Source organism: Moraxella sp. DOX410, from assembly GCF_032248735.1.
Taxonomy (GTDB): domain Bacteria; phylum Pseudomonadota; class Gammaproteobacteria; order Pseudomonadales; family Moraxellaceae; genus Faucicola; species Faucicola tetraodonis.
In genome coordinates, this window is record NZ_CP135138.1 from 1,658,989 (window position 1) to 1,681,340 (window position 22,352).

Genomic DNA, 22,352 nt, shown 5'->3' on the forward strand with positions numbered 1-22,352 from the left:
TAGCAAAATTAGCGTAATTTAGGCACAGCTAAGGTGGCAATTCTGTAACAACTGATTTACAATAGCCACAAACCCAGTGTGGGAATATGGTTACCCACTTCATTAATCTGGAGGAGTTCTTAATGAGCCATGCCGAAGGCGTCGACGTTAAGCGTCGAAGAGTTTTAATCGCATCCACTGCCGCTATGGGCGCAGTCGGTGTCGCTGCTATTGCTACGCCGTTTGTGCGTTCATGGTATCCAAGTGCAAAAGCAGAAGCTGCGGGCGCACCTGTTAGCCAAGACCTAAGCAAACTCGAAGCAGGACAAATGATTGTTATCAAATATCGTGGTAAACCAATTTATCTTGTCAAACGTACCAAAGAGATGATGGATAATTTATCAAAAGTAGAATCATCACTTGCCGATCCAAAATCAGAAGGTTCATTACAACCTGACTACTGCAAAAATAATAGCCGCTCAAAAGACAATAGTGAAGTTCTAGTGTGTGAAGGGGTTTGTACTCACTTAGGTTGTGCACCAGGTTATCGTCCTGATGTCGGCGCAGCAGATTTGGGTGGCAGCAGTTGGGTTGGCGGATTTTTATGCCCCTGTCACGGCTCAAAGTATGACTTAGCTGGCCGTGTTTTTAAGGGTCAACCTGCGCCTCGTAATTTGCCAGTTCCTGAGTATAGCATCAGCGGTACTATCTTAACGGTGGGGGCATAATATGAGTGCAAAGAAATTTATGCATTGGGTGGATGCGCGCTTTCCAGCGACAGAAACTTATGAATACCATATGTCAAAGTATTACGCACCAAAGAATTTCAACTTTTGGTACTTCTTTGGCGTATTATCGATGGTGGTATTAGTCAATCAGTTAGTGACGGGTATTTGGCTCACCATGATGTTCAACCCAAGTGCAGAAGGCGCATTTGCTTCTGTAGAATACATTATGCGTGATGTACAAGGTGGTTGGTTAATCCGTTATATGCACTCAACTGGTGCTTCGGCATTCTTCGTGGTCGTCTATCTGCATATGTTCCGTGGCTTGTTGTATGGTTCATACCAAAAACCCCGTGAACTTGTTTGGCTCATCGGTATGGGTATCTATCTGTGCTTAATGGCAGAAGGTTTCTTCGGTTACTTATTACCTTGGGGTAATATGTCTTTCTGGGGTGCCCAGGTTATTTTAAACCTACCAGCAGCGATTCCATTTATTGGTGATGCATTGGGAGAATGGGTAAAAGGTGACTATATCATCTCTGGTATTACCTTAAACCGTTTCTTCGCGTTGCACGTCGTTGCGATTCCTTTGATTTTAGTGGGTCTGGTATTTGTTCATTTGGTAGCATTACACCATGTTGGGTCTAACAACCCAGATGGTATTGATATCAAAAAACTTAAAGATAAAAATGGTGTACCCCTTGATGGTGTGGCTTTCCACCCGTACTACACCGTACATGATATGATTGGTATTGTGGTATTCTTTATCATTTTCTTTACTGTGGTATTTTTCTTCCCAGAAGGCGGCGGTTTCTTCCTTGAGCCACCAAACTTTGAAGCAGCAAACCCACTTAAAACACCTGCTCACATTGCCCCTGTTTGGTACTATACGCCTTTTTATGCGATGTTACGTGCAACTCCGTCTATGTTTGGTTCAGCCCTGCCGGGTGTTATTGTGATGGCAGCATCAATCGCCATTTTATTTGTATTGCCTTGGTTAGACAAATCGCCTGTGCGTTCAATGCGTTATAAAGGTATGTTGTCAAAAATCGCACTTGCTATCTTTGTTGTTAGTTTCTTGATCTTAGGTTACTTAGGGGTAATTCCATCAAGTGATACCGCAACGCTTGTGGCACGTATTTGTACTATTTTGTATTTCTTGTTTTTCTTGCTAATGCCAATCTATACATCGATTGAAACTTGCAAACAGCCACCTGAACGTGTAACTGGAGGTCACTAATGAAAGCGGTTAAAAAATTAGTTGCTGGATTGGGTTTGACAGTTGCACTAGGTTTGGGCGCGACAGCCGCACAAGCTAGCGAAGGCGGCTGTGGCACCTACAAAACAGTTGAGGGTAAAGAAGCGCATTTGGCTTGTGAAACCGCTCCTGTGGATTTGACCAATAAAGCGTCCATTCAACGTGGTGCGTCATTATTTATGAGTTACTGTGCAGGCTGTCACTCAGCACAGTATGTTCGCTACTCAAAAATGTACAAAGACTTGGACATTCCAAAAGAGTTGGTGGAAAAATACTTGATGCTGACCACTGACCAAGTCGGTGACCATATCAATGCAGGCGTGGACCCAGAGCTTCAAAAAGCTTGGTTTGGTGCCCAGCCACCTGATTTGTCACTTGAAACCCGTCTACGTGGTAATGATTGGGTTTATACGTACTTGTTAGCCTTCTATGAAGATCCAAGTCGTCCTTGGGGTGCCAACAATATCGTACTGCCGAATGTTGCTATGCCGTTCGTCCTTCATGATATGCAAATGAACACCTCAAAAGAAGAATATCGTCGTAATATTGGTGATATCGTCAACTTTATGGCGTGGATGGCAGAGCCGCAAGCGCACCAACGTAAAGTATATGGTTTTTGGGTCATCTTATTCTTACTTGCGTTATTAATTCCAGTGTACTTACTCAATAAAGAATTTTGGAAAGACGTTAAATAAGGATTGATATAAAAAAAGGTAGCTTAGGCTACCTTTTTTTATGCGCATTTATTGCTTGATTGGTATGATAACTTTCACAGTTATTGCTAATTCAGTCATTTTAAGCTAGGCTTATCCTTTACGCTGATACAGCTTATTATTTTTAACTATGTTGACCCCTACTTCGAACACCCCGTTGATTTATGCCGATGATGGCTACCTAAGTCACCAATTAAGACTGGTTTTACTTGAGAAAAAAATAGAATTTAGCGAGACGAACATTCGTGATGATGAGGATTTTGCCGAAGATTTACCTGATATCAACCCTTACAACACGCTGCCGGTATTTATTCATCGTGAATTGATTTTATATAACAATCGCATTATTTTTGAATACCTTGAAGATCGCTATCATCAGAACAAACTGCTACCTGAAAATCCGATTGAAAAGGCACAATACCGTCAATTATGGTGGCGCATTGAGAAAGATTGGATTAAATTGGCAGATACGCTATTGACCGATAAGGATACATTAGATGTCAACCAAGCAAAGATTGCAAGAAAGCAACTGACTGAATCACTGGTTACCATAGCGCCGCTGTTTGCCCATAAAGCTTTTTTTCTTTCAGACACTATGGGTATATGTGATTGCATTTTGTCATCGATTTTATATCGCTTAAAACCCATGGGTATTGAATTGCCGCTGCACCTGTGCCGTCCGTTGTATCAATATATGGAGCGGATGTTTAATCGCCCAACCTTTAAAACTAGTTTAAAATAGTAATCATTAAAATAAGAGAATCATCATGGAAAACGACTTTCAACTCACCCCGACTCGCCCTTATATGGTACGCGCTATTTTTGAATGGCTTGAAGACAATAACCTAACTCCACATATCATGGTCGATACGACGCAGCCCAATGTTACGGTGCCTGTCGAATATGTGCAAGATGGTCGTATCGTACTTAATATCGCCAGCCGCGCTACAGGTAATTTGGTCATTAATAATGATTTTATTCATTTTCATGCTCGATTTGGCGGTGTTTCACAAGAATTATGGGTACCAATGCAAGCGGTGATGGGGATTTATGCCAGAGAAAATTCACAAGGCATGTTCTTTGACCCAACGGAATACGATAATGTGCCGCAATCTGAAATCAACGCCAGTCAACCAGCCGAGTCCACCGAAGCACAACGTCCAAAACGTGAAAACAAAGCAGGGTTAAAAATCTTGGATTAGTGCATTGTCACTGGCAATATGGGTTTAATTTTGTTAAAATAATCAATTACTTTTTTAGTTTTGAATAGGATAACCATAGTCATGGCACGTGTCACTGTAGAAGATTGTCTAGAAAATATCCACAACCGTTTTGATTTGATTCTTATTGCCAGTAAACGTGCGCGCCAAATCGCACGCGGTGTATCAGAACCTATGGTTGAGCGTGAAAATGATAAACCAACCGTACTTGCCCTTCGTGAAATCGCTGAGGGCCTTGTGACTAAAGAGATTTTAAATCAACCTGAGCGCGAATTGCCTAACAAATTTCACCATGTCGATTTGAGCATTTCAAGTGGTCATGGATTCTAACGGTAGCTTAAGCCACTGTTAATAGTTAGCGACTATTATTTTATAAAGAGTCACCTTTTTTAGGTGACTTTTTAGTTGAATTAAACGTGGAATGAAACGTGGAATTATATGTAACTTAGCTTGACAATTCACGGTAATTTTGCGAATAATTAAGATATCTTTATAATACGTTTTTACTAAGTTTAGCTGGTTTGATGCCAGCTATTTTTATCCAGCCGTTTTTTATGATAGAGTTAACTGCTGACCAGAACACTATGACTTTTTAGCAGGTTAAACCTATCGATCGTACGTTGAGGGCACATTTTTGAATATATCAACTTTACCAAAATTAAGCCATCCTGATGTGGATATTGCACAGTTTGACCTAATGCGTGTATTGGATTATTTGGATGATGACGAACAGCAAATTGTTCTCAAAGCCTGTGCCTTTGGCGACCAAGCCCATATCAAAGATAAACGCAAATCTGGCGAGCCTTATATCACCCACCCTATGGCGGTAGCGGAGATTTTGGGTAGTTTTCGCATGGATGTCGATACCATTGTGGCGGCGATTTTGCATGATACCGTTGAAGATACGCCTACCACTGAAGAAGATTTGACCCGAGAGTTTGGCAAGGCAGTTGCCCAAATCGTCAATGGTGTCACCAAATTAAAATCCTCCAATGAAAAACACATCAATAAAGCCGCGACTTTTTATCGCATTATTACTGCGACGCTAGAAGACCCGCGCGTGTTGATTGTCAAATTGGCGGACCGCCTGCACAATATGACCACCATTGAAGCTGTGCCTGAAAAAAAACAACAGGCAACCGCACAAGAAACGTTGGATTTTTATGTGCCGTTTGCTCGTACGCTTGGGCTTAATGATTTAGCCGACTATATCGAGATTTTATGTTATCGCAGCCTAAATGCGCCTATGTATAACAAGTTATCCGATAAGCTTATGCAGCATGGTTTGGGGCGCACCTTTCAACAAGAAGCTATTCATAACTATTTAAATATCGTTTTGAGCCGACTGGATGTTAAAGGTTATGTCAAAGATGTCGATAATCGCGTGACCTTGTTTCGCCAGTTTTTTAAAAATCGCGGCGAAATCACCGATTTGCTGTGGCATTATGAATTTATGCTAGTCATGGATAAAGTGGAAGACTGCGACCAAATCGCCAAGTATTTTATCAATAAATACCAAATTGCGCCTGAGTGTATCGAAGACAATATCCGCCATCCGCGTGCGGGGGGCAACCAATCACTGACCATTACCTATAAAAACGGCCATGATACCATCAAAGTGGTCATTCTGACTAAAACCATGCTCAAAACCACCCGTTTAGGGATTTTGATGGGTGAAGCAGCATCGCCGCTTAGCCAGTCGGTAATTCAGGCCTCTCTACGCAATCTGCAAAACTTGATTGCCGACAATCAAAGCGATATCGAAGAGCAGCCATCTGATGCGGTGACGGTGGTCGATAAACTGATTGATTATCTTCACGAACGTAAAATTATTTGCTATACCCCAAACGGTGATGCTTATGAGTTGCCGCGCGGCTCCACAGCGCTTGACTTCGCCTATACTATCAGTACCCATATCGGTAACCGTGCAACCGGCGCTGAAATCAATGGCGTAGAAGCCAAACTGGGTACGATTTTGAAAACCGGCAATAGGGTCAAAATTCATACCGACCCCAATGCGATTCCAAAAGCGGAGTGGCTGGGTTTTGTGGCAACCAATAAAGCGCGCCGTGCGTTGTTTGAATGGTTAAAAGGCTTAAATCCTGAGCAAAAAGAGCACGAAGGTAAAACCGCCTTTGAGCGCGCGCTTAAAACCCAAAATCTTGCACTCGCTGATGTGAGTGATGAACAATGGCAATTGCTACTTGATTGGCGTGGCTTACAGGATAAAAGTGCGTTCTTTATGGAGTTTACCACAGGTAAATTGCTACCGCAGATTGCCGTTTCGCGCTTATTGACACAAGAGCAGCTTGCCAAAAACCAAGCCAGCGCCCATGCCGCTAACCAACCACAAAGCTTGATTGCGGATGCCGCCAATATGGAAATGACGTTTTCAAGCTGTTGTCATCCTGTGTATGGCGACCCGATTGTCGGGCATATTTCAAAAAATGGCTTGGTGGTGCATCGACACAAATGTTTTTCAATTGATGAAATTCGCCGTGTCAATGAATACCAAGTGATTCCGCTACATTGGCGGGTATCTAACAGTGAGGATGAGATATCGAAGCGTATTTATTTTGATGCCGCGCTAAAAATTAATCAAAACCTGACCGATGAGCAAATCAGTGATTTAATCTTTATTGTACGTGATACTCAGGCGGGTTTTGAGTATATCGAACAGCGTAATGGCTATACCTTGATGTTTGTGGTGGTGCAAAGCCGTGACCAGATTGCAAGCTTAATTCAGCGCCTACGTACCTTTTTGGGCTACCCCAATATTGTAAGACTGTATCAATGGAATGACGAAGTGCTACTTTCTCAGAGCCAAAACACGTCTGCACCAAAAAATAAAGATATTTTATAAACTCATCATACTGTAATAGGAAATAATATGAGCCGTGACATCATTCATACTGACAATGCCCCTGCTGCGGTAGGCACTTATTCACAAGCTGTGAAAGTTGATAAGACTGTCTATATTTCAGGTCAAATCGGACTCGACCCAAACACCATGACCCTAGCCGATGGCTTTGTTAATCAGGCCAACCAAGTCATGTCAAACATCGAGGCTATCTGCCAAGCCGCAGGTGGTTCGTTTGCCAATGTGGTGAAATTTAACGTCTCCCTCACCGATTTGGCAGATTTTACTGCCTTAAATGAGATTTTTGCGGCGCGTTTGTCTGCCCCTTACCCTGCCCGTGCCGCGGTGCAAGTGGCTGCCTTGCCAAAGGGTGCGGTGGTCGAAATTGAAGCGATTTTGGTTTTAGATTGATTTTGGTTTTATAATGTTAACCCGCTCAAATGGAAGGTGAGTTACAAGACTTGCCTTTTTTTATGTCAAATTTTTGCCCATCTGACCACAATTTAATGCCTAGAATTGGGCTATAATTCAACCCTATAACAATTTTTAAAGGTGTGTTTTGCTAATCCAAGTTGCCTTACCTGTGCCCATTGATTCGGTGTTCGATTATCGCGTTGTGGGCGATGCGCTGCCCGCGATTGGCTGCCGCGTCCGAGTACCGTTTGGTGCGCGCAAATTGGTCGGCATTGTGGTGGCGCATATTGAGCACAGTCAGCTTACGCAAAATGCGATTAAACCTGTATTGGACATACTTGATGAGCTGCCAATTGTCGATGAGGCATTGCTAAAACTCGCGTATTGGCTGTCTGCTTATTACTGCTATCCGCTTGGCGATGTGTTTTCTGTCATGCTGCCGACGTTAATTCGCCAAGGGATGACGCTTGACTACCGACAATTATGTTGGCAACAACTACGCGATGCCACTGACGAGGATTTTTCCGCCAGTGCAAAAAAACAACGACAACAATTTGCTTTATGTGAATTGGTCATCAACTCGCATGGCAATTCGCATAGCAATTCACATAGCAATGCCACAAAGCTTGTAAGTGAGTTTGCGCTGATAGACCATGGTGTTGAGCCGGCTTATTTAAAAAAATTTGAGCAAAAAGGTCTAATTGCGCCTGTTTATCAAATGCCGTCTTTACCCAAGCTTGCTAAGCTTGCCACCACGCCGCTCACCTTAAATTTACAGCAACAACAAGCGGTGCAAAAAATCACCCATGCCTGCCAGCAGCCACACTATGAAGGTTTTTTGCTCAATGGGATTACCGGAAGTGGTAAGACCGAAGTGTATTTGCAAGTGATGCAAACGGTGCTAGCGCAAGGCAAACAAGTGCTGATCTTAGTGCCAGAAATTGGGCTGACCCCACAGACCACACAGCGATTTGCCGAACGATTTGAAGCCCAAGTATTGACGCTACATTCGGGACTTAATGACATCATACGGCTTGATGGCTGGCAACAATGCCGACTGGGCTATGCGCAAATTATTATCGGTACGCGTTCGTCAGTGTTATACCCATTTGCCAATTTAGGGCTGATTATTGTCGATGAATCGCATGACCAATCTTACAAACAGCAAGACTCACTGCGCTATCACGCCAGTGACGTGGCGCTCTATCGAGGGTTTCAGCTTAATTGTCCGGTGATTTTGGGCACCGCGACGCCATCGCTTGAAAGCCTGTATCTGGTCCAACAAGGTAAACTCACCGAGCTTACTTTGACCCAGCGTGCAGGCGATGCCAAACCTGCCGCTATGCAGCTGATTGATGCGCGCCAGCAGGCATGGCAAAACGGTTTGGCACAAAGCTTAATTCAAGCCATTCGGCAAACGTTGGATAAAGATGAGCAAGTATTGGTATTTTTAAACCGTCGTGGCTACGCGCCTATCTTATTGTGTGATGCCTGCGGTTGGCAAGCAGACTGCCCGCGCTGTGATGCGCATTTGACAGTGCATTTTCAGCCAGTGGCAATGCTAAAATGCCACCACTGCGATTGGCAGCAAGCCATCCCGAACCATTGCCCCAGCTGCGGTAGTAGCAATCTTGACCCTGTGGGCATGGGTACGGCGCGGATGGTTGAAGGGTTAACTGAGCTTTTCCCCGATGTACCTGTGATTCAAATTGACCGCGATACCACACGTAAAAAAAACAGTTGGGAGCAAGTGTATCAGCGTATTGCTGATAATCCCAAAGCCATTTTGGTGGGCACGCAAATGGTGGCAAAAGGGCATCATTTCCCCAATGTGACCTTGGTGGCAATTCCCAATGCTGACCGTGGTTTTTTATCGTCAGATTTTCGCTCGCCTGAGCATACCGCCCAGCTGATTATCCAAGTGGCAGGTCGTGCAGGTCGTGCCGATAAAGCAGGTCTGGTACTGATACAAACCCTGCAACCTGAAAATCCCGCGTTACTGACTTTGGTACGTGAAGGGTATCTGAGTTTTGCCCAGCAATTATTGGTTGAGCGGCGCATGTTGGGATTGCCGCCATTGACTTACGCTTGTTTGGTACGGGTGGAAAGCAAATCGTTAGAAAACAATCAGCAAATTTTGCATCAAGCGATTGCGCTGCTGCCATCACGCCAACACATGACAGCCTTGGGCATTGCCATTAATGGCCCGGTGGATGCGCCGATGGCAAAGAAAAACAGTCGATATCACTCGCATTTATTAATTTTGACCAAAACACGCCACGTTCGCCAGCAGCTATTGTCGGACTGGTGGCGACAGACAATTGCGTTGCCATCGGCAAAGTATGCCAGACTGTCGATTGACATTGATCCGATGAGCTGGTCTTAACCTGACTTGCAAAACCATTGCTTTTGCTAAAGCGCTTATTTCACGCTGATGTTTAAATGGGCTTTTTTCAAGTCGCTGATTGGGCTACAATTTAGCTAATTTTTACCATTAATTAGGGTAAGTAAATAACAATGACCCCAAAACCGCTTCAAGATTCAAAGCAGCCCACTGGCGCGCACCCTAATGAGCATAATCATGGCAACAATCACCGCCATGAGGACGCTGACCACAGCCATAGTCATAGTCACAGCCATACCGATAATCAGCGTATCATCACCATAGCTTTTGCTATCATTGCAAGCTATATGGTTGTTGAAGTCATCGGCGGTTATATTACTGGCAGTTTGGCGTTGTTATCAGATGCAGGTCATATGTTTAGTGATGCGGTGTCACTTGCCATGACTTTGTTTGCATTTATCATCGGTAAAAAATCTGCTACCTCCCATAAAACTTTTGGCTATCGCCGTTTTGAGATTTTGATTGCCCTCATCAATGGTCTGACGCTACTGATTATCAGCGCAGGTATTATCTATGAAGCCGTACTGCGTTTTCAGCAGCCGCCACAAATTGCCACCACGGGTATGCTGGTTATCAGTACTATTGGGCTTATCGTCAATTTGGTAGTCGCCAAACTGATGCACGGTGGTGATACTGATAATCTAAACATGAAAAGCGCTTATTTACATGTATTAAGTGACTTGCTAGGCTCAGTGGCTGCAATTATTGCCGCTATCGTGATTATGCTGTTTGGCTGGGTGTGGGCAGATGCGGCAGTGAGTATTTTGGTGGCGCTACTGATTGTTCGCAGTGGTTATGCTGTCGTCAAAAATGCCGCCCATATCTTGATGGAAGGCGCGCCCAATCATATTGACCAAAGCGTTATTATCCAAACCCTCTCTGCCCACCCAAATGTGTTATCGGTTCATGATTTACACGTCTGGACGATTACCAGCGGCTTACATAGTTTATCTTGTCATATCATCGTCCCAAGCTCGCTTACCCTGCAGCAAACTGATGCGCTATTATCAGACTTACAGCATGAGTTACAGCATTTAGGCATTGGGCACAGTACCATTCAATTTGAGAGTGATTTGCATGCGCACTCCGCGCAGTTTAATTGTGACATTACCAGCACACCCCCTGTCCATGCGCACGCGCACTAACCGACTTTTTGACCTAAGGTGCCAAAAAATCGGTGCTGCCGCTGAGCGTTTTTAGTTTTTGTTTTGTGGAGTTTGCTATTTGCTTGCTTAACTTTTCTTACGATTAATTGCGTAATATTGCGCATTACTTAGGCTAAATATGTTAGGATGAATCAGCACCATGCTGTGGCAAGCCTTATTTGCTAAATACTTGCTAAACGTTTGCCAAACAATTAAACATCTGTATGTAATATCTATTTAAGTTTCTATTAAATCTATATAAAAATCATTAGCTTACTGGAGGTAAACGCGTATGACACACCGTTCTGCACCTTTCGTGGCACCCAATTTGCATCTCACCCAATCTGATGGCTCAGACAATTCAGATAATAGCAATCCCTCAGCATTACTGGTTGATGAAAAGGCGCATAAAAAACAGGTCAAGTTATTGCTCTCCACCTTGCAAGCTGATATTGCCCAGTTTCGGGATAATTTTTTTCCGCCCCCCTATCTCACCCAAATTCAAGACTTGCCTATTTATGCAGGCAATTTGGCGGAGGTGCAAAGCTATGAGCAAACCTGGCAAGCTTTGATTGACCGCGCCAAAGGCTTTTATCCTTCAGCAGGATTGCCGCCTGATTATCTGCCATTACCCGCAAGCCTTGAGATACCGCAGTTTATTTATCATGTGCAAAAACTGCATTTGACCCGTACCAAAGCCAAAGAATCCAAAAATTTTGGGTCAGTGGGTGCACTGGTTGAAAAATGCGGTCCGTATGAGGATGCCCAGTTGATGGCGATGGAAAATGCCCTAGCCAAAGGCAAAGACGTGCGGCTGGTGGCGCATCGTGAATTCATTGATTTACGTGCTTATGTGTTTTGTCGCAATCCCAAAGGTGAATTGCTAGAGCCTGAACGGATTCGTTTTTATCGCACAGGTTTGGTCATTCAAACATTAGCAGACTTTAAAGTAGTGGACAGTCGGCAAACTCCCCGTAAAAAACGCAATGACGCCTATAAAAATGCGATTGCGGATAACGGGATTTGGAAAATTTTTGTTAAAAATTAAAAATAATTGAGGTTTTGTATGTTTGTGCTTGCTGCCAGTGCTGATAGTTCTATGATGCTTGATGCAACTATCTTTTTGGGTGCGGCAGTGATTTTGATACCGCTTGCGAAGCGTTTTGGTATCGCCACGGTATTGGGTTATTTGTTTACAGGCTTATTGCTGGGTCCAAGTTTTTTAAAAGTTGCGGGTAACCCCGATGATTTGCTGCATTTTTCTGAATTTGGGGTCGTGCTGCTATTATTTATTATTGGTTTGGAGCTACAGCCCTCTCGGCTTTGGGCACTTAGGCAACAGATTTTTGTGTTAGGCGGGCTGCAGGTGATTGTCACGGGCGTGGTGCTGATGCTGCTATCGTGGTATTTTTTAGATATTCGGCTATCAAATAGCTTTGTCATCGGTTTTGGCTTGGCGCTGTCATCAACGGCGTTTGTGTTGCAGTTATTGGGTGAAAAAAAGCAGCTTGCCACCACGCATGGTCAACAAGCCTTTACTATTTTATTGTTTCAAGATATCGCGGTTATTCCTTTACTTGCCGCATTGCCATTTTTGTCGGGCGCGCAAGAGCAAAATTACGATTGGATTTATTTTGCCAAAGTCATCAGTATTTTTGCTGGCATGATATTTGTCAGTCGGTTTGTGGTACGTCCTTTCTTTAAGTTCGTGGCCTCTAGTAACGCCACCGAGCTGCTCACCGCCACGGCGTTGTTTATCGTACTGGGTGTGTCGCTATTGATGAATTATATAGGCTTGTCAATGGCACTTGGGGCATTTTTAACCGGGGTGCTACTGGCTGACTCTGAATACCGCCACGAGTTAGAGGCAAGTATTGAGCCATTTAAGGGGTTGCTGCTTGGGCTGTTTTTTATGTCAGTTGGCATGCTCACCAACGTCAAATTAATTGTCGCCAAGCCCTTTCTCATCATTGGTTTGGCAGTATTGCTGATGCTCATTAAGTTTGTGGTGCTGACAATCATTGCGCGGCTCATGGGCAACAAAAACGAAAGCAGTATCCGTCTTGGGGTGACGCTAGCGCAAGGCGGGGAATTTGCGTTTGTACTGTTTAGCGTGGCGACCGCCCAGCATCTGTTAACCCGTGAACAACAAAATATCTTAAACCTTGTGGTAACTGTTTCAATGGCAATGACACCACTGGCATTTTTATTACTGGAAAAAATTGGTAATCCGATATTTGCCAAAGCTAAGCCCAGTAAAGAATACGACAAAATACCCAACCATGAGCACGCAGTGGTGATTGCAGGATTTGGACGTGTCGGGCAAATCATCGGCCGTGTGCTACGCATGCACAATATTGAATTTACCGCGATTGAAAAATCTGCCAACCAAGTCGATTTCGTCCGCAAATTTGGTAACCAAGTATACTATGGCAATCCCCAAAATCCTGAAATCCTACGCGCGGCAGGGCTTCAACGAGCCAAAGTTTTTATTATTGCCATTGGCGATATCGAGCTGTCTGCAACGGTGGCCGATTATGCCGTACGCAATTATCCGCATCTGACCATCTTGGCACGTGCCAAAAACCGTGAGCATTATTATCGTTTGCGCGATGCGGGGGTTAAGTATATTTGGCGAGAAACCTACCTATCTTCGCTGGATATGTCACGCGAAACCTTGGAAGTATTGGGCATGGAGCCAAAAACCGCACGAAAAACCGTGCAAATGTTCCGCGATTATGATGACGCATTGATTGAACGGCAGCGCGCCATCTATGAAGATGAAGCCGAGATGATTGCCTCAGCACAATCGGCGATTCAAGAACTCGAAAGCTTATTCGATAGCGATATGACCACCGCGAAACATGAACTCCATAAAGAAAAAGAACGATTTGAAAAATTAGCCGAGGAATCCTACTCGCAAACAAAAAAATAACCCAAACAAACCATCAAAAGAAACGAACATTTAAAATGTTAAAAATCATAAGGAGTACAAGCATGCAAATCCGTGTCGTACAACAAGATATTACGACCCTAGCTGTTGATGCGATTGTCAACGCTGCCAACAATTCATTGCTCGGTGGTGGTGGGGTTGATGGCGCTATTCACCGTAAAGCAGGTACGTCACTACTTGCGGCTTGTCGAGTGATTCATGATGAGCAAGGCGGTTGTCCTACTGGCAAAGCCGTGACTACCCCTGCAGGGAATTTGCCCGCCAAATATGTGATTCACACCGTCGGACCTGTTTGGCATGGCGGACAGTCAAATGAGTCAGCGCTACTAGCAAGCTGTTACACCGAATCGCTGAAACTTGCTGAGCAAAACGGCGTTAAAACCATTGCTTTTCCCAATATTTCAACCGGTGTGTATCGTTTTCCAAAACAACAAGCCGCACAAATTGCGGTAAACACCGTAAAAGATTTCGTCAAACAAAACGAAAATCATGAATTTGAAGACATTATCTTTGTCTGTTTTGATGCAGAAAATTATCAGCTTTATCTAAATTTAGTCCAACCCGAAAATTAAAATATGCAAATTTTACATGATGCCGAAGCCTTAACTATCGCAAAGCAGTATCTAAATGCAATATCCAAATCCATGGGCGACTGCCAACTTGCAATCATGAAAAATAAAACAATAAATCGCCTAAGGGGTGCATGATATCCGAGCCTGCATATACTACGACCAGACCTGCCAAAGGCGATTGTGTATAAATCTTGGGTCATTTTTGCCGACAATCATTGCCAATATTTACAAAAATTAACAATTCAATTTTTGATAAAAAAACAGCCTAATTTTAGACTGTTTTTTACCGATTTATAGCGTTAGCAAGGGCATCGCTTCATGCTACCGCCATTACTCGGGTAGCGCGCATCGACGCAGTAGCGAAAAAAGGTCTTTTCATCCATCGGCTCTAGGTCAGGATGCTGCTCCTGCATATGGCTGACGTAGGTCGCATAATCAGGGACACCGACCATCAAACGAAAGCTTTGTTGCATCCGTTTGACCAGCGTGATTAGGCGGGTCATATTTTTTGGGCTAAAAATTATCTCCTTTTGCGCCTTTAAGGTCATTTTAATCAAGTTAGCGATTAACGCATTATTACTCATGTGACTCTCCTTCTATCTGCGTAGCATGGTTTTGGTGAAATTCAAGCAATTGCACGATATAAGTGCAATTGCTGGTAATTTTTCACTAATGCGGTGCAGAAATATTCAAGGGTTTCGGATCTTCATAAATCACCTCACCTTCAACCACGGTAGGTTTATCACTTGCCAAGGCTTTTGTTAATGCGCGAATCGTACCGAAAATCATCACAATCATGACAATCATAAAGAAGCCACAAAGCACGGCATCCACATAGTTTGAGAATACGATGGTTTGCATCTCATCCAAGGTCTTGGCAGGTTTTAAAACTTCACCTTTGGCAATCGCGGCGCTGTATTTTTGTGCTTGTGCTAAGAAACCAATCGCTGGGTTTTCATGGAAGATTTTTTGCCAACCTGCCGTCAAACAGGTAATCAATAAGAAGACCGTGGGTGCCACAGTGACCCAAGCATATTTTTGTTTTTTCATTTTAAATAAAACTGCAGTGCCTAGGGTCAATGCCATCGCTGCCAAGATTTGGTTACCGATGCCAAACAGCGGCCACAATGAGTTAATGCCCCCAAGCGGATCAATCACGCCTTGGTAGACAAAGAATCCCCAAGCGGCTACTGCAATCAAAGTCGCAAGCAAATGCACGCCGAGATTGGTTGAGCCACGTACCGATGGCACCACGATGCCAATCGTGTCTTGTACCATAAAACGACAAGCACGCGTCCCTGCATCGACTGCAGTCAAAATAAACAAGGCTTCAAATAAAATCGCAAAATGATACCAAAACCCCATCATCGCGGTACTACCAAAGATAGACGATAGGATATGTGCCATCCCAATTGCAAAGGTCGGTGCACCGCCTGTCCGTGAGATAATGGAGCTCTCACCCACTTGCTGCGCTAGTGTCGTAAGCGCATCGGGGGTAATTACAAACCCCAATTTTTGGATAGCGGCTGCCGCTGTCTCTGGGGTTGTACCTAAAAGCGCTGCTGGGGCATTAATCGCAAAATACATACCAGGGTCAAGAATGGTGGCACAGATCATTGCCATGATGCCAACCATCGACTCCATGAGCATACCACCATAACCAATGGCGCGAGTATCTACTTCATTATCCACAAGTTTTGGGGTCGTACCACTCGATACCAATGCGTGAAAACCAGAGATAGCACCACAAGCAATGGTAATAAACAAGAACGGAAATAACCCGCCTTTAAATACGGGACCTGTACCATCGATAAATTTGGTAACCGCAGGCATTTTTAACTCTGGCATGGTAAAGACAATCGCCAGTGCCAAACCTACAATCACCCCTATTTTTAAAAAAGTAGATAAATAATCACGCGGCGCAAGCAGCAGCCACACAGGCAATACCGATGCTACCACACCATAAATCATCAAAGCCCAAGTCAGCTGGGTACCTGTCAAGGTAAACAATTCAGCCATCGCAGGGTCTTTGGCAATATCGCCACCAAATACAATCGCCGCCATCATCAACACAAAGCCGATGATAGACACTTCCATGATTTTACCTGGGCGTAAATAACGCATGTAGATGCCCATCAGTAGCGCGATAGGAATCGTTGCCGCGATGGTAAATAGCCCCCAAGGACTGTGTGCCAATGCTTTGACGACTACCAGTGCCAGTACTGCAAGAATGATGACCATCACGCCTAGCGCACCGAGCATCACCGTAATACCCGTAAAAGTACCCAGCTCGTCTTTTGCCATTTCACCCAGTGATTTGCCATCACGGCGGGTCGAGATAAATAGTACAGTAAAATCTTGTACCGCACCTGCAAATACCACACCAATGATGAGCCATAGCGTACCTGGCAAATAACCCATTTGTGCCGCTAAGATAGGACCGACTAATGGGCCTGCCCCAGCAATCGCAGCAAAGTGGTGACCAAATAAGACGTATTTATTGGTAGGCACATAATCTAAGCCATCTTTTAGGCGATGAGCGGGTGTCACGCGGCGAGGATTGAGCTCAAAGACTTTTTTGGCGATAAATAAGCTATAGTAGCGATAAGCAATGCTATACGAACACACGGCAGCAGCAACAAGCCACACGGCATTGATACTTTCGCCGCGGTGAAGGGCAATTGTCCCTAATGCCACTGCGCCAATAACTGCAACAAGTAACCATACTATCTTTGATAGCATGGGGGAGTTACTTGTCATTGCGGAATTTGTCTGCATGTCAACTCCTTTTTATATGAAGATCATCCTAGGATAGAGATAAACGCAAGTATGTTAAAAAGCAATTGTGTTAAATGGAACTAAATCAACATGTAATTACGTTAAATAATCATTGCTAGTTTTTTGTAATATTTTGCAAATTGTAACATGGATTAATGGTTATTCGTCATTCAATGTATGACTGTTACCCAATATATACTAAATTTACTGGCTTTAGCCTGCGTCGTTGTTTGGTATAATGACCCAATCGGCTTAAATGCCTGTACATTTTAGCTTATATTTTTTGACCAGCTTTACAAACTTAATCGACCGAGTCACTGCCACGGCATTTATTTTTGCATTTTTTATGTCTTTTCTTATATTTTTTTATGCTTTTTTTAATGAAACATACCCTATGAAACCAACCCAAAATCATAAGCCCCAAATGTTTGACCCAACAGCCAAAATGCCTCCGGTTGATACTGCCAGTAATGCCGATGCCAATCTGCTACATCAGTCAACTGTAACACTTGAAGGCATGCCAAAGGTGAGCGAGTTGCAAAAACTGCAATCAGATAACCGTACAGCGCGTAAGCCTTTTCAGTGGCAGTTTTTGTTGCCGCAATATTGGGGGATTTGGCTTGGGGTCGCGCTGATTTTGCCATTGATTTATTTGCCGTTGCGCTATCAATTTAAAATCGGTCATTTTCTGGGAAAATTGTTATTTGGACTGATTAAAAGCCGCCGAGCCGATACTTTGACCAATTTGTCATTGGCGTTTCCAGAGCTTAGCGAAGATCAGCGTTTAGAAATGGCAGAGAAGATTTTTATCAATGCCGGTGTGGGTGTGTTTGAGAGTCTGTGTGCGTGGTATCGACCTGATGTATTTACCCGCTGTGTCACCGTATCAGGGCTGCACCATGTCAAAAACGCCCAATCGCAAGGTAAAGCGGTGATTTTACTCGGCATCCATTCAACTTTGCTCGATTTGGGTGGACGGCTGACCACGATGTTTACCCCGCTGGATGTGGTGTATCGACCGCAAAACAATGCGCTGCTTGATTGGTTCATTTTTAATGCTCGCTCAAAAGTTTATAGCGACCAAATCAGTCATCGCAATATGCGCCATTTTGCCAAAAACCTTAAAGATAATCATGTGGTATGGATCACCCCCGACCAAGATTTTGGGCTTAAACAAGGCGTGATGGCAGACTTTTTTGGGGTACCCGCTGCCACTTTGACTGCACCACGTCGTATGGCAAAACTGGGCAATAAAGCCAATCTGCCTGCCGTGATGATATTGCATTTCTATCGGGAAACCCCGGATGAGATGCCAAAAGGTCGCAAACCGCATTATCACATCATCTTCTCGCCTATTATTGACAACTACCCAACCGAAGATGAATTAGCGGATGCCAATCGCATCAATCAGCTATTAGAAAATTATATCCGTATCGACCCGACCCAATACATGTGGTTTCATCGGCGCTATAAAACCCAGCCTACTGGTATCCGCTATTACCGCTAATTTTGCTCATTTGGCTCATGGAGCTCAGCCAATTTTTGGCATGAATTTGTAGTCAAAACCCGCTATACTAACGGACAATTTTTTTGCCTATTTTGTACTTTTTTTGCTTTTGTTTGGAATTTTGAATATGAATGATAAAACTGCCGCGCCGCGCCGCATTTTAACCGGTATTACCACCAGTGGAATTCCCCATCTTGGCAACTATGTCGGTGCCATTCGTCCAGCGATACAATCGGCAATACAAGGCGCCAGTACGGGAGAAAGCGATGCTTATTTTTTCTTGGCAGATTTGCATGCACTCATCAAATGCCATGACCCTGAGGCGATTCATGCCTCGACCAAGGCAATTGCCGCGACGTGGCTTGCATGTGGTCTCGACCCTGAACGCGTGGTGTTTTACCGCCAGTCGGACATTATCGAAATTCCAGAGCTAACATGGATACTCAACTGTAACTGTGCTAAAGGTTTGATGAACCGTGCGCACGCCTACAAAGCCGCCGTAGATGCTAACCGTGAAACGCCAGACACTGACCCTGATTATGGCATTTCGATGGGGTTATTTAGTTATCCTGTGCTAATGGCTGCGGATATTTTGATGTTCAATGCCACCCATGTCCCTGTGGGGAAAGACCAAATCCAACATATCGAGATGGCACGTGATATGGCAGGTACCTTTAATTTTCGCTATTGTGACCTAGAAAAACCGATTTTTGTATTGCCCGAAGCCATGGTAGATGATGACACGCCGCTACTGACGGGGCTTGATGGTCGTAAAATGTCAAAAAGCTATGGCAATACCATTCCGTTGTTTGGCGACGACCCACAAATAGATGGTGAAAAAGCGCTGCGAAAAGCCATCATGCGTATTGTTACTAATTCACAGTTGCCAGAAGAACCCAAAAACCCCGATGAATCCACGATTTTTGAGATTTACCGTGCATTCGCTAGCGTGGAAGAACAACAACTACTGCGTCAACGTTTTGAACAAGGTATCGGTTGGGGGGATGCCAAAGAAGTGTTGTTTGAAAAAATTAACAGCGAAATTGCCCCTTTCCGTGCCCGTTACAATGAATTGATGGCGAATCCAAAAGAATTGGAAGAAATCCTACAAATGGGCGCAGAAAAAGCCCGCCGTGATGCGCGCAAACGCCTTGAAAAAGTACGAAAAGCCATTGGTATCAAACCCCTTGCCAAACTCAAAAAATAACGAGTCACTCATGTCATTTGCCCACTTTAAAGCCTATACCGATAGGCTTTATCAAACCGATAAAGCCTTTGACGATGCGCAGCCCAACCGTCTCAACCGACATCGCCACCTTGAGCCTGATTCAGCCGAGTTTCTTGCCAGTCTGGTTATCAGCAAGCGGGCTAAAAATATGTTAGAAATTGGCACATCAACGGGCTATTCTACGCTATGGCTAGGCTATGCGTTAGCCCAAATCAATCGCGCCAATACCGCGAATAGTGCCACGTTGACCTCGATTGATATCGACGAGTGGCGATTACTGACTGCTCGCAACCACCTGCGTACCTTGCAGTTTGACCACAATATCACGCTACAACAAGTCGATGCGAAGGATTTTTTACGTCAGTCGACCGCTCATTTTGATGTGATTTTCTTGGATGCAGAGCGTAGGTTTTATGGCGACTATGTGGCTGACTTTAAGCGGTTACTGACCTTTGGCGATATGCTGATTGTCGATAATGTCATTTCTCATGCCGATGAAGTAGCAGCGTTTTTGTCAGCCTTTGAACAGGACAGCAACTATTTGTGTTCTACCCTATCAATTGGGGCAGGATTGTTTTTAGCAGTTAAACAATCAAAGGATTAATAACAAAATGCTATGGGAATTATTAAAACAAATTTGGTGGTTAATTCCTCTTTTCCTTATCATTAGTTTTTTAAAATCGCCTACTTTTAAAGGTTGGTTTGGCGAAAAAATGGTTGAAAAAGCTGCTAATCGCAAGCTGCCACATGATAGCTACCATGATTTTCAAAACGTCACTTTAGCAACTGATGAAGGTTCTACGCAAATTGACCATATTTATGTGTCGCGTTTTGGTATTTTCGTGGTTGAAACTAAAAACTATAAAGGGTGGATTTATGGTAAAGTCAAAGATGCCAAATGGACGCAAAACATTTATGGCAAAAAACATCTTTTCCAAAATCCGTTACGACAAAATTATAAACATATCAAAACATTAGAGAATTTATTAGATTTACCGAATGACGTTTTTTATTCAGTTATTGTATTTACAGGTGAATGTGAATTAAAAAGTAATTTTCCAGTCAATATCTGTCGCTTGGGAAACTTCACAGATTATATTTTGTCATTTGACCAACAAAAACTCAGCGACATACAAGTTCAGCAAATCTGCCAATTATTGGCTAAAAATCGTCTTGATAATACGCTTAAAACTCGCCATCAGCATATTCAAAACCTAAAAAAACAACATCACAAATGACCAATTTAGCCATTCGAATTTTTGAGACGCCTGTTCAAAGTCTGCCCGAAGACCTCTATATTCCGCCCGAAGCCTTTGCCATTTGGCTAGAGCAGTTTGAAGGTCCGCTGGATTTTTTGTTGTACTTAGTCAAAAAAAATAACTTTGATATCACCACCACAGCGATTTTGCCGATTACCGAGCAGTACCTGACTTATATTGAGGAATTGGATGACAATCATTTTGAGTTGGCAGGCGATTATTTACTGATGGCAAGTACCTTAATTGCTATCAAAAGCGAATTGCTGCTACCAAGCCCTCAACGACCAGAAGATGAAAAAAACCCCACCAAGCAGCTGATTGACAGACTTGAACAATACGCCCAAATCAAACACGCCAGTCAGCGTATCGATGCGTTAATGCGCCTTGAGCGCGATGTGTTTTTGGCATATGCCAGTTTGCCAAGCCCTGATATATTAGCCAAAGAGATGGCACCCTATCCTGCCACCATGCTTGCCGACAGCTTAATCAAAATGCAGCTAAAACCCGATTACCAAATGCACCATGTCAAAGCCGATATCGTGCCTTTGGCAGAGCGTATGGCAAGTATTAGCCGTATATTGGCAAGTCGTGGTCAAGGCACTTTCCACGACATATTAGATAAATCACAAGGCAAACTGGGTGTGGTGGTGAGTTTTGTCGCTATTTTGGAATTAGCCAAACAGCGGATGCTAAAATTTGTCGCACAAGAGGATGACAACGCTTCCGATGTAAGCGAACTAACCTTGATATGGGCATCGTCATGACCGATTTTAACCAACAACATCAGCTTGCCCAGCAGCATAGCAAATCTATTGAAGCGATTTTGCATGCTTCAGAAACCCCGATTACTGCCAAACAGCTATGTCACTGGCTATCGATTAATCCAAACCAACTGAGCATGGCGCTCACAGTCTTGCAGCAGCGTCTATCACAAGGCGCGTTAACCTTAGCCGATACCGCAAGCGGCTACCGATTGCAAATCGCCAATGACTTTAGCCCACTTATTCAGCAAGTTTTTCCCCAGCGTCAAGAAACCTTAAGCCAAGCGTTATTAGAAACGTTAAGTGTGATTGCTTACAAACAACCAGTGACGCGTGGCGATATTGAGCAAATTCGTGGTGTGACTGTATCGAGCAATATCTTACGGCAACTATTTGATAAAGGCTGGATTATTGAGCAAGGCTTTCGCGATACGCTGGGACGTCCTGCACTACTGCATACCACCGCAGCGTTTTTAGCCGCCTTTGGGCTTAAAAGCTTGCAAGATTTACCAAAGCTAGCTGATGTGCAACAGCTTGAGATATAAAAAAGCTACCGACTGGGCAGCTTCTTAAAGA

21 protein-coding genes are annotated in these 22,352 nt (G+C 43.9%); 19 read left to right on the forward strand and 2 right to left on the reverse strand.

The genetic code is table 11. The annotated features are described in order from the left end of the window. The first annotated feature begins 122 nt into the window (after positions 1-122). The 13 genes from petA to RNZ41_RS07440 all read left to right on the forward strand — a co-directional run bounded on the left by petA (position 123) and on the right by RNZ41_RS07440 (position 14,243). On the forward strand, positions 123-707 hold the full coding sequence (petA, locus tag RNZ41_RS07380; protein WP_007116512.1) for a ubiquinol-cytochrome c reductase iron-sulfur subunit: 585 nt from the start codon (positions 123-125) through the stop codon (positions 705-707). A gap of 19 nt (positions 708-726) precedes the next feature. Continuing rightward, positions 727-1,944 (forward strand): cytochrome b, encoded by a 1,218-nt coding sequence (locus tag RNZ41_RS07385; protein WP_172823566.1) that lies wholly within the window; start codon positions 727-729, stop codon positions 1,942-1,944. Next, a complete protein-coding gene (locus RNZ41_RS07390; RefSeq protein WP_284034402.1) occupies positions 1,944-2,657 on the forward strand; it encodes a cytochrome c1 in 714 nt (237 codons plus the stop codon). The genes RNZ41_RS07385 and RNZ41_RS07390 overlap by 1 nt, the downstream gene beginning before the upstream one ends. A gap of 148 nt (positions 2,658-2,805) precedes the next feature. Further along, positions 2,806-3,417 carry a glutathione S-transferase N-terminal domain-containing protein gene (locus tag RNZ41_RS07395; protein WP_314026971.1) on the forward strand — a complete coding sequence of 204 codons (612 nt, stop codon included), beginning with the start codon at positions 2,806-2,808 and terminating at the stop codon, positions 3,415-3,417. A 22-nt stretch (positions 3,418-3,439) separates the two neighbouring features. Continuing rightward, on the forward strand, positions 3,440-3,877 hold the full coding sequence (locus RNZ41_RS07400) for a ClpXP protease specificity-enhancing factor (protein WP_472776893.1): 438 nt from the start codon (positions 3,440-3,442) through the stop codon (positions 3,875-3,877). Positions 3,878-3,958: 81 nt separating this feature from the next. Beyond that, the gene (gene rpoZ / locus RNZ41_RS07405) at positions 3,959-4,225 is read left to right on the forward strand and encodes a DNA-directed RNA polymerase subunit omega (protein WP_007116517.1); all 267 of its coding nucleotides are present in this window, start codon (positions 3,959-3,961) and stop codon (positions 4,223-4,225) included. A gap of 367 nt (positions 4,226-4,592) precedes the next feature. Further along, positions 4,593-6,758 carry an HD domain-containing protein gene (locus RNZ41_RS07410; protein ID WP_314027835.1) on the forward strand — a complete coding sequence of 722 codons (2,166 nt, stop codon included), beginning with the start codon at positions 4,593-4,595 and terminating at the stop codon, positions 6,756-6,758. A gap of 27 nt (positions 6,759-6,785) precedes the next feature. Continuing rightward, a complete protein-coding gene (locus RNZ41_RS07415) occupies positions 6,786-7,166 on the forward strand; it encodes a Rid family detoxifying hydrolase (RefSeq protein WP_314026972.1) in 381 nt (126 codons plus the stop codon). Between the two features lie 148 nt (positions 7,167-7,314). Next, a complete protein-coding gene (locus RNZ41_RS07420; RefSeq protein WP_314026973.1) occupies positions 7,315-9,555 on the forward strand; it encodes a primosomal protein N' in 2,241 nt (746 codons plus the stop codon). Between the two features lie 131 nt (positions 9,556-9,686). Then, entirely contained in the window at positions 9,687-10,718 is a 1,032-nt protein-coding gene (locus RNZ41_RS07425) for a cation diffusion facilitator family transporter (RefSeq protein ID WP_314026974.1), read from the forward strand. A 292-nt stretch (positions 10,719-11,010) separates the two neighbouring features. Beyond that, positions 11,011-11,766, forward strand: a complete 756-nt coding sequence (locus RNZ41_RS07430) for a hypothetical protein (RefSeq protein ID WP_314026975.1) — start codon at positions 11,011-11,013, stop codon at positions 11,764-11,766. A gap of 18 nt (positions 11,767-11,784) precedes the next feature. After that, a complete protein-coding gene (locus RNZ41_RS07435) occupies positions 11,785-13,653 on the forward strand; it encodes a monovalent cation:proton antiporter-2 (CPA2) family protein (RefSeq protein WP_314026976.1) in 1,869 nt (622 codons plus the stop codon). Positions 13,654-13,715: 62 nt separating this feature from the next. Continuing rightward, entirely contained in the window at positions 13,716-14,243 is a 528-nt protein-coding gene (locus RNZ41_RS07440) for an O-acetyl-ADP-ribose deacetylase (protein ID WP_314026977.1), read from the forward strand. 299 nt (positions 14,244-14,542) lie between these two features. On the opposite strand, the gene RNZ41_RS07445 is transcribed toward RNZ41_RS07440, so the two are convergent. After that, on the reverse strand, positions 14,543-14,827 hold the full coding sequence (locus RNZ41_RS07445; protein WP_314026978.1) for a YbdD/YjiX family protein: 285 nt from the start codon (positions 14,825-14,827) through the stop codon (positions 14,543-14,545). 85 nt (positions 14,828-14,912) lie between these two features. Next, the gene (locus RNZ41_RS07450) at positions 14,913-17,003 is read right to left on the reverse strand and encodes a carbon starvation CstA family protein (protein WP_409950736.1); all 2,091 of its coding nucleotides are present in this window, start codon (positions 17,001-17,003) and stop codon (positions 14,913-14,915) included. 535 nt (positions 17,004-17,538) lie between these two features. Here RNZ41_RS07450 and RNZ41_RS07455 point away from each other — a divergent pair. The 6 genes from RNZ41_RS07455 to scpB all read left to right on the forward strand — a co-directional run bounded on the left by RNZ41_RS07455 (position 17,539) and on the right by scpB (position 22,321). Further along, entirely contained in the window at positions 17,539-18,528 is a 990-nt protein-coding gene (locus RNZ41_RS07455) for an LpxL/LpxP family acyltransferase (protein WP_257619628.1), read from the forward strand. 127 nt (positions 18,529-18,655) lie between these two features. Further along, positions 18,656-19,735, forward strand: coding sequence for a tryptophan--tRNA ligase (trpS, locus tag RNZ41_RS07460; RefSeq protein WP_314026980.1), 1,080 nt, complete (start codon positions 18,656-18,658; stop codon positions 19,733-19,735). Positions 19,736-19,745: 10 nt separating this feature from the next. Next, on the forward strand, positions 19,746-20,360 hold the full coding sequence (locus RNZ41_RS07465; protein WP_314026981.1) for an O-methyltransferase: 615 nt from the start codon (positions 19,746-19,748) through the stop codon (positions 20,358-20,360). Positions 20,361-20,367: 7 nt separating this feature from the next. After that, the gene (locus tag RNZ41_RS07470) at positions 20,368-20,994 is read left to right on the forward strand and encodes a nuclease-related domain-containing protein (RefSeq protein WP_099807762.1); all 627 of its coding nucleotides are present in this window, start codon (positions 20,368-20,370) and stop codon (positions 20,992-20,994) included. Beyond that, on the forward strand, positions 20,991-21,779 hold the full coding sequence (locus tag RNZ41_RS07475) for a segregation and condensation protein A (RefSeq protein ID WP_314026982.1): 789 nt from the start codon (positions 20,991-20,993) through the stop codon (positions 21,777-21,779). The genes RNZ41_RS07470 and RNZ41_RS07475 overlap by 4 nt, the downstream gene beginning before the upstream one ends. Continuing rightward, a complete protein-coding gene (scpB, locus tag RNZ41_RS07480) occupies positions 21,776-22,321 on the forward strand; it encodes an SMC-Scp complex subunit ScpB (protein ID WP_065252380.1) in 546 nt (181 codons plus the stop codon). The genes RNZ41_RS07475 and scpB overlap by 4 nt, the downstream gene beginning before the upstream one ends. Positions 22,322-22,352: the final 31 nt, after the last annotated feature.

Coding starts and splice junctions, on each gene's coding strand:
- RNZ41_RS07390 (WP_284034402.1), top strand. CDS start 1,944: ATGAAAGCGGTTAAAAAATTAGTTGCTGGATTGGGTTTGACAGTTGCA.
- RNZ41_RS07430 (WP_314026975.1), top strand. CDS start 11,011: ATGACACACCGTTCTGCACCTTTCGTGGCACCCAATTTGCATCTCACC.
- RNZ41_RS07470 (WP_099807762.1), top strand. CDS start 20,368: ATGCTATGGGAATTATTAAAACAAATTTGGTGGTTAATTCCTCTTTTC.
- petA (WP_007116512.1), top strand. CDS start 123: ATGAGCCATGCCGAAGGCGTCGACGTTAAGCGTCGAAGAGTTTTAATC.
- RNZ41_RS07475 (WP_314026982.1), top strand. CDS start 20,991: ATGACCAATTTAGCCATTCGAATTTTTGAGACGCCTGTTCAAAGTCTG.
- RNZ41_RS07435 (WP_314026976.1), top strand. CDS start 11,785: ATGTTTGTGCTTGCTGCCAGTGCTGATAGTTCTATGATGCTTGATGCA.
- RNZ41_RS07450 (WP_409950736.1), bottom strand. CDS start 17,003: ATGACAAGTAACTCCCCCATGCTATCAAAGATAGTATGGTTACTTGTT.
- RNZ41_RS07415 (WP_314026972.1), top strand. CDS start 6,786: ATGAGCCGTGACATCATTCATACTGACAATGCCCCTGCTGCGGTAGGC.
- RNZ41_RS07445 (WP_314026978.1), bottom strand. CDS start 14,827: ATGAGTAATAATGCGTTAATCGCTAACTTGATTAAAATGACCTTAAAG.
- RNZ41_RS07425 (WP_314026974.1), top strand. CDS start 9,687: ATGACCCCAAAACCGCTTCAAGATTCAAAGCAGCCCACTGGCGCGCAC.
- RNZ41_RS07440 (WP_314026977.1), top strand. CDS start 13,716: ATGCAAATCCGTGTCGTACAACAAGATATTACGACCCTAGCTGTTGAT.
- RNZ41_RS07395 (WP_314026971.1), top strand. CDS start 2,806: ATGTTGACCCCTACTTCGAACACCCCGTTGATTTATGCCGATGATGGC.
- rpoZ (WP_007116517.1), top strand. CDS start 3,959: ATGGCACGTGTCACTGTAGAAGATTGTCTAGAAAATATCCACAACCGT.
- trpS (WP_314026980.1), top strand. CDS start 18,656: ATGAATGATAAAACTGCCGCGCCGCGCCGCATTTTAACCGGTATTACC.
- scpB (WP_065252380.1), top strand. CDS start 21,776: ATGACCGATTTTAACCAACAACATCAGCTTGCCCAGCAGCATAGCAAA.
- RNZ41_RS07455 (WP_257619628.1), top strand. CDS start 17,539: ATGCCAAAGGTGAGCGAGTTGCAAAAACTGCAATCAGATAACCGTACA.
- RNZ41_RS07465 (WP_314026981.1), top strand. CDS start 19,746: ATGTCATTTGCCCACTTTAAAGCCTATACCGATAGGCTTTATCAAACC.
- RNZ41_RS07385 (WP_172823566.1), top strand. CDS start 727: ATGCATTGGGTGGATGCGCGCTTTCCAGCGACAGAAACTTATGAATAC.
- RNZ41_RS07410 (WP_314027835.1), top strand. CDS start 4,593: ATGCGTGTATTGGATTATTTGGATGATGACGAACAGCAAATTGTTCTC.